Origin of the sequence: Bacillus sp. Je.9.29.b (assembly GCF_051129925.1) — a bacterium.
In the GTDB taxonomy this organism is placed as follows: domain Bacteria; phylum Bacillota; class Bacilli; order Bacillales; family Bacillaceae; genus Bacillus; species Bacillus safensis.
On the sequence record NZ_JBCPSO010000012.1, the window covers coordinates 21448 to 36394 of the forward strand.

The 14947-nt window shown below is 42.4% G+C and carries 15 protein-coding genes; all 15 read right to left on the bottom strand.

What is annotated here, in order from left to right:
* Nucleotides 1–5: 5 nt before the first annotated feature.
* A complete protein-coding gene (gene yabQ, locus AAZR19_RS18505; RefSeq protein ID WP_041105727.1) occupies nucleotides 6–644 on the bottom strand; it encodes a spore cortex biosynthesis protein YabQ in 639 nt (212 codons plus the stop codon).
* Nucleotides 641–949 (bottom strand): sporulation protein YabP, encoded by a 309-nt coding sequence (gene yabP / locus AAZR19_RS18510; protein WP_024425646.1) that lies wholly within the window; start codon nucleotides 947–949, stop codon nucleotides 641–643. The genes yabQ and yabP overlap by 4 nt, the downstream gene beginning before the upstream one ends.
* Nucleotides 950–1022: 73 nt before the next feature.
* A complete protein-coding gene (locus AAZR19_RS18515) occupies nucleotides 1023–1283 on the bottom strand; it encodes an RNA-binding S4 domain-containing protein (RefSeq protein ID WP_008341839.1) in 261 nt (86 codons plus the stop codon).
* On the bottom strand, nucleotides 1280–2764 hold the full coding sequence (gene mazG, locus AAZR19_RS18520; protein WP_041105725.1) for a nucleoside triphosphate pyrophosphohydrolase: 1485 nt from the start codon (nucleotides 2762–2764) through the stop codon (nucleotides 1280–1282). Before mazG ends, AAZR19_RS18515 begins: the two co-directional genes overlap by 4 nt.
* Nucleotides 2754–4358, bottom strand: a complete 1605-nt coding sequence (locus AAZR19_RS18525) for a putative polysaccharide biosynthesis protein (protein ID WP_041105722.1) — start codon at nucleotides 4356–4358, stop codon at nucleotides 2754–2756. The genes mazG and AAZR19_RS18525 overlap by 11 nt, the downstream gene beginning before the upstream one ends.
* Nucleotides 4359–4548: 190 nt before the next feature.
* Nucleotides 4549–5085, bottom strand: coding sequence for a stage V sporulation protein T (spoVT, locus tag AAZR19_RS18530; RefSeq protein ID WP_024427194.1), 537 nt, complete (start codon nucleotides 5083–5085; stop codon nucleotides 4549–4551).
* A 139-nt stretch (nucleotides 5086–5224) separates the two neighbouring features.
* A complete protein-coding gene (mfd, locus tag AAZR19_RS18535) occupies nucleotides 5225–8758 on the bottom strand; it encodes a transcription-repair coupling factor (RefSeq protein ID WP_041105720.1) in 3534 nt (1177 codons plus the stop codon).
* Nucleotides 8759–8826: 68 nt separating this feature from the next.
* On the bottom strand, nucleotides 8827–9057 hold the full coding sequence (locus AAZR19_RS18540) for an anti-sigma-F factor Fin family protein (protein WP_003217967.1): 231 nt from the start codon (nucleotides 9055–9057) through the stop codon (nucleotides 8827–8829).
* A gap of 55 nt (nucleotides 9058–9112) precedes the next feature.
* Nucleotides 9113–9679 carry an aminoacyl-tRNA hydrolase gene (gene pth / locus AAZR19_RS18545; RefSeq protein WP_024425643.1) on the bottom strand — a complete coding sequence of 189 codons (567 nt, stop codon included), beginning with the start codon at nucleotides 9677–9679 and terminating at the stop codon, nucleotides 9113–9115.
* 140 nt (nucleotides 9680–9819) lie between these two features.
* Entirely contained in the window at nucleotides 9820–10446 is a 627-nt protein-coding gene (locus AAZR19_RS18550) for a 50S ribosomal protein L25/general stress protein Ctc (RefSeq protein ID WP_041105718.1), read from the bottom strand.
* A 138-nt stretch (nucleotides 10447–10584) separates the two neighbouring features.
* Complete coding sequence (locus AAZR19_RS18555; protein ID WP_024425641.1) at nucleotides 10585–11538, bottom strand: ribose-phosphate diphosphokinase; 954 nt, start codon at nucleotides 11536–11538, stop codon at nucleotides 10585–10587.
* Between the two features lie 22 nt (nucleotides 11539–11560).
* Nucleotides 11561–12931, bottom strand: a complete 1371-nt coding sequence (gene glmU / locus AAZR19_RS18560; RefSeq protein ID WP_041105717.1) for a bifunctional UDP-N-acetylglucosamine diphosphorylase/glucosamine-1-phosphate N-acetyltransferase GlmU — start codon at nucleotides 12929–12931, stop codon at nucleotides 11561–11563.
* Nucleotides 12932–13129: 198 nt separating this feature from the next.
* A complete protein-coding gene (gene spoVG, locus AAZR19_RS18565) occupies nucleotides 13130–13426 on the bottom strand; it encodes a septation regulator SpoVG (RefSeq protein WP_008357439.1) in 297 nt (98 codons plus the stop codon).
* A 224-nt stretch (nucleotides 13427–13650) separates the two neighbouring features.
* The gene (gene ridA / locus AAZR19_RS18570; protein WP_024425639.1) at nucleotides 13651–14028 is read right to left on the bottom strand and encodes a 2-iminobutanoate/2-iminopropanoate deaminase; all 378 of its coding nucleotides are present in this window, start codon (nucleotides 14026–14028) and stop codon (nucleotides 13651–13653) included.
* Nucleotides 14029–14066: 38 nt separating this feature from the next.
* The gene (purR, locus tag AAZR19_RS18575; RefSeq protein ID WP_076839430.1) at nucleotides 14067–14900 is read right to left on the bottom strand and encodes a pur operon repressor; all 834 of its coding nucleotides are present in this window, start codon (nucleotides 14898–14900) and stop codon (nucleotides 14067–14069) included.
* Nucleotides 14901–14947 lie beyond the last annotated feature (47 nt).

Consider the following 14947-nt stretch of genomic DNA (forward strand, 5'->3'; position numbering starts at 1 on the left):
CTCTCTTACTTTGTCCAGAATTGTTTCCATTTCGTTTTGATGGTACCAGATAATTTCTTGGCCCCTTGTAAAATTCCTGCTCCTTTTGAGAAAAACAATCTCATTGATGTTCGCCATTTTTCGGGAATCCGATGAATAATGGTCACATTGAGTAACCAGATGAGCGGATAACAAACAATCGACAGCACCTTCCACACGAGCCGAAACGTAAAACGAACAAGACGTAAGAGCGAGTGGAGCAAGAACAGAATAGCACTTATAATCAATGTGATCATCCAGCGGATCGGCTGGAAGACAACCGACATGACCAGCCTTTTTAGGAAGAGAACAGTCTGATATACACACATCATGATAAACTTGAGAATCTTGAGATACAAATGTTTCATCAATGCCTGATACATCGAGAAACCTAGAGCAACAGCTAGAAAAATATAAAGCCTGAATTCTCCCTCATTTGTCAGCAGCAGGACGTAAAAGAATAAGAGACCCTGTACCATCCAAAAAAGGAGATCGTGGATAACCAAAAGCCATTTTGCTGTTTTTTCCCGGTTCACAAACAGCTTGTACGTATCAAGCGATGCGCCCAGCCAGATGCCCATCGCCGCCATGGAAAGCATCGTATAAAACTGGACTGTCAGCGTCATTTAAACAGCTTGCTAAAAAATCCTTTAGCTTTCTCCCCGTGCTGCTCATCAACATAGATTAAATCAAAAACACGCCCTTTGATCGACACAACGCCCTTTTCGACGTCTAGGTTTTTCATTTGCAGATTTTCTCCGCGGATGGCGAGAATCCCCATGACCGTCTCCAGCAGAAATTCCTCACTATCAAAGCTTTCCACTTGTTTGACACCAGTAATATCTAAATGCTTTCTGTTTCGCATTGTGACATTGTGCTCCGCGTCTGATGACAGCTTCGTGCCTTGAGGTTGATTATAATATTGATTCATCTATACATCCCCCATATCTCATACTTGCATGTTACTGCATTGTATGTGATAAGAGGGTCATTTAGAACAAGCCCTATTCTGCTGTTTTTTCTTCTTTTAGCACAGTATACATGCCAGCCGCTTCTTCTTTTTTCGTCGTGTCCTTTAACTCGTTGACTTGAACAGTCACTAGTTTTTGACCAAAGCGGATTTGCAGCTCATCTCCTTCTTTCACGTCAGAGCTTGCTTTCGCCTGTGTTCCGTTAATAGATATCCTGCCTTGATCAGCTACTTCTTTTGCCAATGTTCTTCTTTTAATTAAACGGGACACTTTTAAAAATTTATCTAGTCTCATGTGTGTTCACCTCTTTCTATGCGTTTCGCATCGTTCCATAGATCGTCCATTTCCTCTAGCGTTAAGTCATCTAATGAACGGCCCATGTCCTTTGCTTTTTGTTCGATATGCTGAAAGCGCCGTATGAATTTTGTGTTGGCAGAAGCGAGTGCCGTTTCAGGCTCTAGGTGATAGAACCTGCCAATATTGACGAGAACAAACAAAAGATCTCCAAATTCATCTTTCATCTGCTTCGTTGCACCTTCGTCCGTCTTCTCTGCCACTTCAACGAGAAATTCCTGCTTTTCTTCTTCGTATTTGTTCCAAATGTCTTGAACATCTGTCCAATCAAAGCCTACTTTGGCAGCTTTCTTTTGGAGCTTATATGCCTTTGTTAGTGCTGGAAGTGTCGCCGGAATCGATTGCAAAATAGAACCGGCCCGCTCTGGCTTCTCCTGCTGTTTGATTTTTTCCCAGTTGGCCACCACATCTGCTGCCTCAGAAACATTCGTGTCACCAAACACATGGGGGTGGCGCCGAATCATTTTTTCTGTGACATGCTGAATGACGTCATCGATTGAGAAATAACCGTCATCTTCGCCAATTTGAGCGTGAAGCAGCACCTGTAGCAGCACATCGCCGAGCTCTTCCACCATATGATCTGGGTCATCTTCATCTATCGCTTCAAGCAGTTCATAGCATTCTTCAATTAAATATGGTTTGAGTGATTCATTTGTTTGTTTTTGATCCCATGGACAGCCGCCCGGACCTCTTAATGTACGTATGACGTCACGGAAGGTGTCAAATTGTTGATAAAGCAGCTGTTCATCTTGAATCGGAGGAACATAAACACTCGTTAAGTTATTTATCGACACATCTCGATCAAGTTCAAATAAAGGAACGGCAGTAATCTGTTCCTGACTGCTTCCAGCTGCAGTCACAATATAAACTTCATAATCGTCAGGGAGCTTTTCCATCAGCGTGAGTTTCACATTCGAAGCTGTCATCTGATCATATACCTGACAAATCAGAACGTGCTGGGTTAATTTCAGATCATCCGCTCTCATATCCCCTGCATCAACGAATTGTAATCCCTCGATGGGGTCAATCTGCAAGGAGTTGAATGTCGCATCTAGAAAGCTTTGTCCACCAGCGACAGACACCTCAATCCCGCGCTCTTTCTGCCCGGCGACGAGCAGCTGTACGGTCTTTTCTGCCACAAATGGATGACCAGGTACAGCGTACACAATGTCTTTTTCCGCTGCCTCTGCAAATAATATTTCGGTAATTTCCTGATACACCTGATCAAACTGATCATGCTTTTCATAAATTTCATCAAAAAAGGTGAGAGATGGGACCTCCTGCATTAACTCTGCGGTAAGCGGATGATCCTGCGTTCTCATAAATACTTCTTTCGCCTGCTTCAGCTGCTTATATACACCGAGCGTCAGCTGATCCATGTCGCCTGCCCCGAGACCGACGACGGTAATCTTACCTGCCATTTTGATTCCCTCTCATCTGTTTAAAATATAAAATCTTTTTTCCTAATGGAATGAGTCTCCATTCCTCGTCCGTAAATACTTCTAGCTTAAGAATACTATATAAAAAGGCGAAACCACCAATAAAAACTGATGTCAGGCTCTCTAAAACGGAAAACGGACGTTTTTCAAAGGGGATGACCCATGAAAACAGAGCCTGATATCCTATTAAGACAACAGCCATGAAGGCGGCTGATAAAAGAATTTTCACCGGGAACAGCTCTCTCAATGAAATCCATCCTTTATGCTTTAAATAAACGGCATTGAGCACGGCTGCTGTGAGAAAACCACATACAGTTGACCACGCGGCACCGTGGATGCCAAATAACGGTACAAGCGCAATCGTTAGAATCCATTTCACCAGCACGCTGAGGACCACCACAACAGCAGGGTACACAGTATGCCCGAGCCCTTGCAGTAAAGCCGCCTGCGTAATGGCAATCGACGTAAAGGCGATCGATATACAGAATATTTGCAAGGCATCGGTGCCTAAGTCATTACGAAAAAGCATTGTATTGACTGGTGCTAAAATACAAATCAGTCCAACCGCTGACCCTATCCCTAATACCGACGTGGTCTTAACCGATGACCGAACTTTTTGCCGTATCGTTTCATGCTCTCCATTCCTCATGGCTGCCGATAAAAATGGCACAAGTGAGGTTCCGATGCTGATAGCAAACACCGTTCCGAGCTGTAAGAATGGCTGGCCTCGGTCATATACACCTTTCGCCGCCTTTGCCGCCGCTTCACTGAGACCCTCGCTACGCAGCAACGCATACAGATGAAAAGCATCAATCATTTGCATCCATAATATGAGCAAACCACTGACACAAATCGTCAATGTATACAGCACCAAACTCTTCATAACATCTTTTTTTCGAAGTGTCGCCTGTTTGCCTGACATACTTGCAGCAGACTGCTTTCGATAGGTCAGCCAAAGGAAAAGAAGCAAAATGAGCGAGGCCGCACTTCCTGCGATAGAAGAGAACACCGCACCCGCCCCTGTTTCATAAAGCGAATAGCCGTGCCTCACGAAATAGAAGGATAAAACAAGCAGGACACCTACCCTGATGAGCTGCTCAACCAACTGAGAAACAGCCGTTGGAAGCATCAGACCGTCACTCTGAAAAATTCCCCTCAGCATCACGGTGAGCGGCAGAAATAGAAACACAAAAGCACTCATCTGGATGAGCAGAATTAATTGACTGTCTGCCATAAGGCTTGCAATTGTGCCTGCTCCTATGTAAAGACAAAGAAATAAGACTAGGCTCAGTAAAGTGATATAGACCAAGGATACCCTTGTAATGATCCGTCGATTCTCTTCCCCATGCTCACTCAAAAGCTTGGACACCATGACAGGAAATCCTGTTGTACCAAGCATGATGGCAATGCCAAGGAAAGGATATACCTGCTGATAAATATAAAACCCTGTGTCCCCTACGATGTTTTGAAACGGGACACGGTAAATGGCACTTAATATCTTTGATAACAGGCCTGCGATGGTCAAAATCACCGCACCCTGGAAAAGCCAGTGCGGCTGATTCACAGCATTTTTCATGGATGACTCCTTTAAAATAGATCTACAGTTAAACGCACTCATTATATCATACGTGAATGAAAAGGCGTTTCTTTCTAAGGAGTAGACGGCACATGTCTCGTTTTGTTTCATCCCATATAAAAAACCGACAAAATCAAATGATTTCATCGGCATTCTTTCATTTTATCAAGATGATATAGAGTTATTAGACCTAATGTTCCATTTGACGGGCTAAGAAGCCAGCTGCCGTTTCTGCCGCTTTATGCTCCACTTCTCCCATTGAACGCTCTTTAGAAAATAAGACGACGGCGCCAATTGGATCTCCGTTCGCAACAATAGGTGCAATGGTATAAGCAGATACGTCATCATCAATACCATCGACAAGTTGAATTTCTTTTTTATTTTCTTCTAACACAGAATTACGCTGATCCATTGTTCGTTCAAGTAAATCACTGATGGATTTGTTCAAGTACTCTTTTTTCGAACTGCCGGATACAGCAATATACGTATCTCGATCACAGATCAGGATGGAATGACCCAGACTGTCGAATAATGCATCAGCATATTCCTTCGCAAAGTCTCCTAGCTCACTAATCGGCGAATACTTCTTCAAAATTACTTCTCCATCGCGGTCGACGAAAATCTCAAGCGGATCTCCTTCCCGGATGCGCAATGTTCTGCGAATCTCCTTCGGAATAACCACTCTACCTAAATCATCGATGCGGCGTACAATTCCAGTTGCTTTCATTCACTGCTGCCTCTCTTTCGTTTGATGATGTGTTGGGTGAATGGAACAAAAGCGTCCACTTTATGCAACATTCACCACTTGACCCTGAGTTTAGTATCCGTCACATCAAACGTAATATACACGAGAGACAAACAAAATTTTATGAAGATGGAATGGTTTCTTTTTTCACATCTTGAAGGCCTCGAAGCATGTTAAGAACAACCTCAAGCCATTCCTCAGTCTTCTTGCCTTTCGTTTGGACAGAAATAATCAGCTTGCTGCCTTCCATTCCTAATCCGATTTCACGTCCATATTTACTGCCGAGCTCAAATAATTTTTGACCGTCGATTTCACTGCTGGCTTTCTCATCAAGGGTCATTCTGACAATGCCTTTCTCCATCTTGATCAGCTCGACACGTTCCTGGACAGCGTACACCTTCATTGTCGCAATCGTAAACAAGTCAGCCACTTCTTGCGGATATTCACCAAATCGGTCGATCATTTCATCCTGAAGCTCTTTTCTCTCTTCAATCGATCCAATTGCTCTAAACTGTTTATACATTTCAATCTTTTGCTTGCCATCCGAAATATAAGTGTCTGGGATGTAAGCATCAATTTGCAGATCAATTTCTGGCTCGAATTTATCTTGGGCCGTTGTATCGCCTCTTCTTTCCTCAATGGCTTCTTTCAGCATTTGAGAATAGAGATCGAATCCAACCGAATCAATGAAGCCATGCTGCTGAGCACCAAGTAAGTTCCCTGCTCCTCGAATTGTTAAATCACGCATCGCAATTTTAAACCCAGATCCGAGCTCTGTGAATTCTTTAATGGCTTGAAGTCTTTTCTCCGCAACTTCAGAAAGAACTTTATCTTTTCGATACGTGAAATAAGCATATGCGACACGGTTCGAACGCCCGACTCGTCCTCTTAGCTGGTACAGCTGAGAGAGCCCCATTTTATCTGCATCATGGACGATGAGCGTGTTCACATTTGGAATATCGACTCCCGTTTCAATGATGGTGGTACTGACCAATACATCTGATTCACCTTCAAGGAAATTAATCATCACTGATTCCAGCTCGTTCTCACTCATTTTCCCGTGCGCATAACTGACTTTTGCGTCTGGGACCAGCATGGAGATTTCGTCTGCTTTTCGTTCAATATCCTCAACACGGTTGTAAAGGAAGTACACTTGACCGCCGCGTGCTAATTCTCGCTCTATCGCTTCTCTGACTAGAGCGCCATTGTACTCAACCACATAGGTTTGAACAGGGAAACGGTTTTCAGGCGGTGTTTCAATCACTGATAAATCCCGTACGCCAAGCATGGACATATGAAGCGTACGCGGAATTGGCGTAGCCGTTAATGTCAGTACGTCGATATTGGCTTTCATCTGCTTAATTTTCTCTTTATGCGTCACACCAAAACGCTGTTCCTCATCAATGATCAGCAGCCCTAAATCCTTGTAGACGATGTCTTTTGAAAGAAGACGGTGTGTGCCGATAACCATATCGATCGTTCCGTTTTTCAGCCCTTTTAACGTTTCAGTTGTTTCTTTTCTTGTACGGAAACGGCTCAGCTGCGCAATTTTGACAGGGTAGTCTTGGAATCGGTCCATGATTGTGTCAAAATGCTGCTGTGCTAAGATGGTTGTCGGAACAAGCAGGGCTACCTGCTTCCCGTCAGCAATCGCTTTGAAGGCCGCACGAATAGCCACCTCCGTTTTTCCGTAACCCACATCTCCACAAAGCAGACGGTCCATTGGACGTTCCCGCTCCATATCCTGTTTAATTTCGTGAATCGAACGGATTTGATCATCTGTTTCCTGGTAAGGGAACGCAGATTCAAACTGGCGCTGCATCTCATGATCAGGCGAGAAAGCATATCCTTTGCTTGCCTCGCGTTCTGCGTACAGTTTAATCAGATCATCTGCGATGTCCTGTACAGATGTTTCAACTTTTTTCTTCACACGTTTCCAATCACTGCCGCCAAGTTTGTACAGCTTTGGTTCTTTACCTTCTGATCCTACATATTTCTGCACCTGATCGATTTGTTCAACCGGTACGTAAAGCTTGTCGCTTCCTTGATAATGAATATTTAAATAATCTTTATGAATGCCGCCGATTTCAAGCGTTTCTATTCCTAAATATTTACCGATCCCGTGGTTAATGTGCACCACATAATCGCCGACTTGAAGCTCTGAATAGCTCTTGATCCGCTCTGCATTGGTCAGCTTTTGCTTACGCGCCTGTTTTTTCACACGTTTCTTGAAGAGTTCACCTTCTGTGATTACAGCAATTTTTGATAACGGCAGTTCAAAGCCTGTTTGCAGCTCACCTTGTAAAATATACACCTGTCCGCTCACAAGCTCAGCGTCCGGTTTAGCAAGAGCGGCTTCAATGTCATAATCATGCAGAACAGACGACAGCTTTTCTGTCCGCTCTTCATCAGCACCTAAGAAGACAACCGTGTATTGCTGTTTTTTATAGCGTTCAATTTCACTCGCCAGCACATTCATCTGTCCGTGGAAATTCTGCATTTGCTTACTAGATACATTGACGATATTTTGCGGATTTGTCTGCTGGACATGTCTCAGGAACAAAGAGTAGTACAGAATGGATCTCGATTGCTGATTGATCAGTTCTTGGAACGGGAAAGATAGAGATAAATCATGAAGAATATTGCCTTCTTCAAGCAGACTAATTGTCCAATCGGCTTCTTCCTGTTCAAGCTGTTCTTCCATCTCCTGAATTCTGCTGATTTCATCTAAAATAATAATCGTATCCTGCGATGTATAATCTAGCAAACTAGCAGGCTTTTCATAGAAATAGGACAGGTACTTCGTCATTTCCTGTGTCACGATGCCTTCTAGCAGCTTCTCGCGATCAGCAGAAATATTTTGATGAAGCAGTTCTTTTTGCTGATCTGAGTTGAATTTCTTTAAGCTCTTCGCCAGCCCTTGATCAAGCTGTTCAATAGCTCTCACTCGTTCAGGACCTCTCACAATTAACTCTTTTGCAGGACCTATTTTGATTTCTTGAAGGGTTTCTAATGAACGCTGTGTATCCGAATGAAACGTTCGAATCGAGTCTACTTCTGTATCAAACAGTTCAATACGGATTGGATGATCTTCCGTTAACGCATAGATGTCGATAATTCCTCCGCGCACACTAAAATCCCCGGGCGCTGCAACCATCGACGTCCGGTCATAACCAATTTGTACGAGTTGTTTTGAAAACGCCTCCAAATCAATTTCTTCACCGATCTTTAAATGGATCTGACTCTCCTTCCAGAGCTCAACTGGCGGAAGCATCCTGCGCACCGCAGCTGCGGGAGTGACGATAATGGGGTTTTCTCCATTCGCAAGTCGATTCAGGACATCCAAACGCTGTGCTCTCAGCTCAGGACTGGCCACTGCAATTTCTGAAGCGATGAGTTCATTGACAGGATAAAGAAGAACCGAGCGATCCGGCATCACACTTGCTAGATCATCTGTTACCTTCTGCGCCTGATATAAATTGTGAGTCACAATAAACATTGGCCGCTTCAGTTCGTCTGATATCGCGGCTGTAAATAAAGATCTGACGGAGCCTGATAGTCCGGCAAGCAGCTGTTCTTTTAACCCTTCCTTTAGCCCATTAAAAATGGACTGAAAATCATCACTTTGTTTGATAAATGATTGTATGTTTTTCATTTGGCTCCTCCTCCCTGTTTGTTTAAAACAGAAAAACGCTTTGGTCTAATATCTACACCAAAGCTTTTTTATTGAATAAAAGTATGATACTGATGGTAATCAGGATTTCTTTCGAGCGCCTCTTGGCAATCCTCACAAATGGTTTGTACATGTAAATCACCATTTTCCCTATAAGAAATCATATCGTTTCTTTCCTCATTTGTTAAGTGATGAAATCCAAGTGCTTCACTTTGGACAGCAGATTCATCTAGACTGCCAACCTTTACACCACAGTGGCGGCAGTAATAATGCAAAGCCATACGTGATCCTCCCATGCTGAGATTTTATGATCAGTATGTGCTTCGCTTATCATTCTTATACCTTCTTGTTAAAATCATTCATCACTTCTAAAAATGGCTTTTTTAAAGCTGCTTCACAAGCCTCGACAGACGATTGAATGGCTGATGCAATGTCAGGCTGTTCTTCTTCTGAGAAACGTCCTAGTACGTAATCAACGACCTTCATGCCGTTTTGAGGACGTCCAATGCCGATACGGAATCGGTCAAATTCAGGTGAACCTAAATGCTGAATCAATGATTTGATTCCATTATGCCCGCCTGCACTTCCTTTTGTACGTAAGCGAATCCGGCCAGTTGGCAAATCAAGATCATCATAGATCACTTTCAAATGTTCAAGGGGAATATCGTAATAGTCCATCAGCGGACGCACGCATTCTCCTGATAAGTTCATATATGTAAGCGGCTTTACAAGTAGAACCTTTTGCCCCGAAACAAACCCGGTTCCAAATTGTCCATGGAATTTTGATTGATTTAAAGGAATGTCCCATTTTTTCGATAATTCATCTATTGTCATAAACCCGACATTATGTCTTGTTTTTTCATATTCTTTTCCTGGATTGCCTAATCCAACAAATGCAATCATGAAACCAATAACCTCCTTTGTCACACAGCACACGCCTAAAAAATGAGCCAATCAGATTGCCTCATGTAAAAACGTATGAATTCTTTTCATTCTAGCACAAAAGACGCAACCGCGGGAGGGTTACGTCTTTAAATGACCAGTTATTCTCCATCGTCATCCTTTTCTTTAATGGCCTCAGGCTCTTGCGGCTCCTCTTCGCTATCTGGCTCAGGAACCTTTGATTGCTGAGGCGGCAGAATGGAGGCAACGACTTCTTCTGGATCGTTATTGATTTGATAAGATGACTGAACAGACAGATCAGCAACTGTTAAGACATCATTGACTTCTAAGTTTGTAATATCAGCTTCAATATTCTGCGGGATATCTTTTGGTTTCGCTGTAACAGATAGTTCAAATAGTGGCTGCTGAAGCACACCGCCATCTTTTACCCCTTTAGACTCGCCAATCAGCTGTATTGGTACATCCGCCTCAATTTCACGCTGTAAGTCAACGACTTGGAAATCAGCATGGACAAGTTCGTTTTTCAGCGGATCTGTTTGTAATTCTGTCACCATCACAGATTTCGTTTCACCACCCACGTCTAAGGTGATAATTGTATTCTTCCCTTCATCACGTAAGGTTTTTAATAAATCGATGCTGTCTAATGAAACAGCCAGGCTATCTGTATTTTTTCCGTATATGACACCAGGAACGTGTCCTGAATGACGGATTTTTTGCAGTGTGGAACGTTTGAAATCAGTTCTTTTATTTGCTTTTAAAGTTGCCATATTCAGCACCATCCTATTTCTTTTTTGTCACTACTCTCATAATTACCCATAACCGAATCATTTTAAACCTATTTGCCGTGAATGATGATAGCAAAAAGACCCCAAGCTTGATGCCTAGGGCCTTTTTTAATCAGAAAATTAGCTGAAAAGGTAGCTCACAGATTCTTCTTCATGTACACGGATGATGGCTTCTGCAAGCAAAGGCCCAACCGAAAGCGGAATGAATTTTCCAACTTTCTTGTCATCAGTTAATTGAATACTGTTTGTCACAACTAATTCTTTAATTTTAGAGTTTGTGATACGTTCTACTGCTGGTCCAGACAAGACTGGGTGCGTACAGCAAGCATATACTTCAGCTGCTCCATTTTCGACTAGCGCATTAGCAGCAAGTGTAATAGTACCAGCTGTATCAATGATATCATCGATTAGAATCGCCGTTTTGCCTTCAATGTTACCAATAATGTTCATGACTTCAGCAACGTTTGGCTTTGGACGGCGTTTGTCGATAATTGCGATTGGCGCTTTCAGGCGGTCTGCCATTTTACGCGCACGTGTCACACCACCGTGGTCAGGAGACACAACAACGATATCATTCAAGTTCTTCTGTTCGAAATAGTTTGTTAAGATTGGCACAGCCATTAAATTATCGATTGGAATATCGAAGAAACCTTGGATTTGCGGCGCATGAAGATCAAGTGCAATCACACGTGTAGCACCTGCTGTTTCAAGCAAGTTTGCAAAAAGCTTCGCAGTGATTGGCTCACGAGGTTTTGCCTTACGATCTTGACGTGCATATCCGTAATAAGGGATCACAATATTGACAGTTTTCGCAGAAGCGCGTTTTAGCGCATCCACCATAATGAGCAGTTCCATGATATGCTCATTGACTGGCGCACTTGTTGATTGAATGACATAACAATCACAGCCGCGGATACTTTCTTCAATATTGATTTGGACTTCACCGTCACTAAAGCGTTTAACAGAGCTCTTTCCTACATCAACTCCGATACGATCGGCAATTTCTTTGGCAAGTTCAGGGTTTGAATTCAAAGAGAATATCTTTAAATTCGCATCAGCATAACGATTAGACATGGTAAACCTCCGGGTATTTGGATTATTTTTTATGAATATTTTTCACATAATCTTCTTTATTGACTTGTCTTGCTCTAGCAATAGACAATGCATCCTGCGGTACATCTTCTGTAACCGTTGAACCGGCTGCAACATATGCCCCTTTTCCGACAGTGACTGGTGCAACGAGATTTGAATTACAGCCGATAAATGCGCCGTCTTCAATCTTCGTTAAGAATTTGTTTTTCCCATCATAGTTGACTGTAATGGAACCACAGCCAAGATTTACATCAGTTCCGACCTCTGCGTCTCCAATGTAGCTTAGATGAGATGCTTTGCTGCGGTCTCCGAAAACTGTTTTCTTGATTTCGACAAAATTCCCAATTTTTACTTCATCGCCAATTTTCGACAACGGGCGAATATGAGCAAACGGTCCAATTGTCACATCAACTCCAACCTCACTATCGCAGACGACAGATTGCTTAATAACTGTTCGATCTCCGATGATGCTGTCAACAATTTCAGTGTTTGGCCCAATAGTGGCGTCTGCACCGATTTTTACATTCCCTTTGATGACCGTCCCAGGATAAATAACTGTATCTTCACCGATGACAGCATCTGGCGAAATATACGTGTTCTCAGGATCAATCAAGGTCACACCATTCTTCATATGCTGATGATTAATACGTCGCTTCATGAATTGCTCTGCTTGTGATAGAGCGATACGATCGTTAACTCCAAGTGTTTCTTCAAAATGCGGTGTTTGATAAGCTGCAACTGTTTGCCCTTCATTTTTTAAAATTTCAATAACGTCTGGCAAGTAGTATTCACCCTGTGCATTTTCATTCGACACTTGCTCAATCACACGGAAGAGATCTTCATTTGAAAAACAATAAGTCCCTGTATTAATTTCATTCACTTGACGCTCTGCATCGTTCGCATCTTTATGCTCCACAATTTTCACGACAGCACCTGTTTCGTCACGAATAATACGGCCATAGCCTGTTGGATCATCCGCATGTGCTGTTAAAATAGTAACTTTCGCTTGATGTTTTTGATGCTCGCTTAACATGGCTTCCATTGTTTCCGCTGTCAATAATGGCGTATCACCACAAATGACAATGGTTGTTCCCTTTTCCTGCGCGAGGAACGAATTTGCTTGTTTGACGGCATGGGCTGTTCCCAGCTGTTCTTCTTGAAGTGCATACTCACTTCTGTCTCCAAGCTGCTCTTTCACGTCCTCTGCACCATGACCGACAATCGTCACTAGCTTGGCTAAAGAAAGCTTTAACGCTTCATCTGCCACATGCTCGACCATTGGCTTTCCGCAAACTGGATGAAGTACTTTATATAACTTTGACTTCATTCTCGTTCCTTTTCCCGCTGCTAAAATCACTGCGAACCGCTTATCCATTGATTGGCCTCCAATATCCCTATTATCCATAGAAAAATATATCCTAAATAAAGACTGATTTCAAGGATACATAAGGAAGTACAATAATTTTCTAACAGATGAAAGACTTAAGAAACAAGAGAAAAAACGCAAAAAAGACAGCATTTAAAAGAAAACATTCATTTTCTCTTAAAGCCGTCTTTTTAGGTTCACATATGATTAAGAAGCTCCAGCTTCTTCATATTCAATTGTTTCTTCCTCTTCGCCTAAGCGATGATATTCATTTAATACAGCATCTTGGATTTTACCCCGAGTGCTTGAATTAATTGGATGTGCAATATCGCGAAACTCTCCATCAGGCGTGCGTTTGCTAGGCATTGCAACAAACAACCCATTGTTTCCATCAATCACACGAATATCATGAACAACAAATTCGTGGTCCAGCGTGATGGATGCAATCGCCCTCATGCGACCATCGGTATTCACGCGGCGTAATCTTACGTCAGTAACTTCCACAGTAGTTCACCACCTTTTCCCAATATAAAAGCATTACTTAGGTATTCAACGATCGTGGTGATTCTCCTGCTCTTTTTTTAAACTTTTTTTGAAATATCGGGATATTTATACATTATTTGTCATATTCGTGACGACGCTTACATTCTCAGCATAAAAAAAGACATCATGATGATGTCTTTCCCTGCATATGATGAAACCAAACGGCTTTCATTGAGAGTGCCTGTTTATTTAACTAATGCAACTACTTCTATTTCTACAAGCGCATCCTTTGGAAGTCTTGCCACTTCCACGCATGAACGAGCTGGCTTATGTGTATGGAAATACTCACCGTACACTTCATTCACTTCAGCGAATTGTTCCATATCTTTGATGAAAACAGTTGCTTTCACGACTGTTTCAAAGGAAGCACCTGCTGCTTCAAGTACAGCCTCAAGATTACGGAATACTTGATGTGTTTGTTCTTTAATATCTCCATTGACAAAATCTCCAGCTGGGGTTAATGGAATTTGCCCTGAGCTGTAAAACATGTTATTGACAATAATTCCTTGAGAGTAAGGTCCAATGGCTGCTGGTGCATGTTTGGTTTGAACAACTTTTGTCATATCAATCTCTCCCATTCAAATACATGTTTAATCAAAGCTTACGCTTTCGAATGAAAAAACTCGTGGAAATTGCCTTCATTGATCTCAATGATTTTTTGCTTCATATCAATGGTAGAAAGCTTTAACAACGAGACATATTCATCGACAAGACGTTCATCTACGCCTTCATCTTCTAAAAGAACACCGATCCCTGCAACATTTGCATTAAATTCCTCAAGCAAATTCATCATGCCGTTAATGGTTCCGCCCGCTTTCATAAAGTCATCAATGATCAACACATTGGAGCCTTTATCTAAGCTGCGCTTTGCAAGGGACATGGTTTGAATTCGGTTAGAAGAACCTGACGCATAATTAATACTGACAGTTGATCCTTCGGTTACCTTATTATCTTTTCTAACGATCACAACAGGCACATTTAAATAACCCGCAACAGAATAGGCAATCGGAATCCCTTTTGTCGCAACGGTCATGACGACATCAATCGCACGGTCCGCAAAGATGGTCGCAAACAGCTTACCGATTTTCGAAAGTATCGATGGATTGCCTAAAACATCGGTTAAATATAAATAACCGCCAGGAAGTACACGTTCAGGAGTTGATAATGCCTCTCCGATATCGTTTACTACGTCATCTGCTTCTTTTAGGTGAATTTTTGGAATATATTTCACTCCGCCAGCAGCGCCAGGTACAGTAAGCAATGTGCCTATTCCTTGCTGTTCGAAGGTCTGTTTGATAATCGTTAAGTCTTCACTAATGGAGGACTTTGCAGATTGATAACGTTCTGCAAAAAAAGTTAACGGTACTAGTACGTGCGGGTGGGCTAACAAATAATTTGTTAAGTCCACCAATCTGCCGCTTCGACGAAACTTCATGAACTTACCCCCAGAACCCGAATAATTTATGAATAATATAACTTAAT

Coding starts and splice junctions, on each gene's coding strand:
- purR (WP_076839430.1), bottom strand. CDS start 14,900: ATGAAGTTTCGTCGAAGCGGCAGATTGGTGGACTTAACAAATTATTTG.
- AAZR19_RS18555 (WP_024425641.1), bottom strand. CDS start 11,538: ATGTCTAATCGTTATGCTGATGCGAATTTAAAGATATTCTCTTTGAAT.
- ridA (WP_024425639.1), bottom strand. CDS start 14,028: ATGACAAAAGTTGTTCAAACCAAACATGCACCAGCAGCCATTGGACCT.
- mfd (WP_041105720.1), bottom strand. CDS start 8,758: ATGAAAAACATACAATCATTTATCAAACAAAGTGATGATTTTCAGTCC.
- AAZR19_RS18515 (WP_008341839.1), bottom strand. CDS start 1,283: ATGAGACTAGATAAATTTTTAAAAGTGTCCCGTTTAATTAAAAGAAGA.
- glmU (WP_041105717.1), bottom strand. CDS start 12,931: ATGGATAAGCGGTTCGCAGTGATTTTAGCAGCGGGAAAAGGAACGAGA.
- AAZR19_RS18540 (WP_003217967.1), bottom strand. CDS start 9,057: ATGGCTTTGCATTATTACTGCCGCCACTGTGGTGTAAAGGTTGGCAGT.
- pth (WP_024425643.1), bottom strand. CDS start 9,679: ATGATTGCATTTGTTGGATTAGGCAATCCAGGAAAAGAATATGAAAAA.
- yabQ (WP_041105727.1), bottom strand. CDS start 644: ATGACGCTGACAGTCCAGTTTTATACGATGCTTTCCATGGCGGCGATG.
- spoVT (WP_024427194.1), bottom strand. CDS start 5,085: ATGAAAGCAACTGGAATTGTACGCCGCATCGATGATTTAGGTAGAGTG.
- mazG (WP_041105725.1), bottom strand. CDS start 2,764: ATGGCAGGTAAGATTACCGTCGTCGGTCTCGGGGCAGGCGACATGGAT.
- AAZR19_RS18525 (WP_041105722.1), bottom strand. CDS start 4,358: ATGAAAAATGCTGTGAATCAGCCGCACTGGCTTTTCCAGGGTGCGGTG.
- AAZR19_RS18550 (WP_041105718.1), bottom strand. CDS start 10,446: ATGGCAACTTTAAAAGCAAATAAAAGAACTGATTTCAAACGTTCCACA.
- yabP (WP_024425646.1), bottom strand. CDS start 949: ATGAATCAATATTATAATCAACCTCAAGGCACGAAGCTGTCATCAGAC.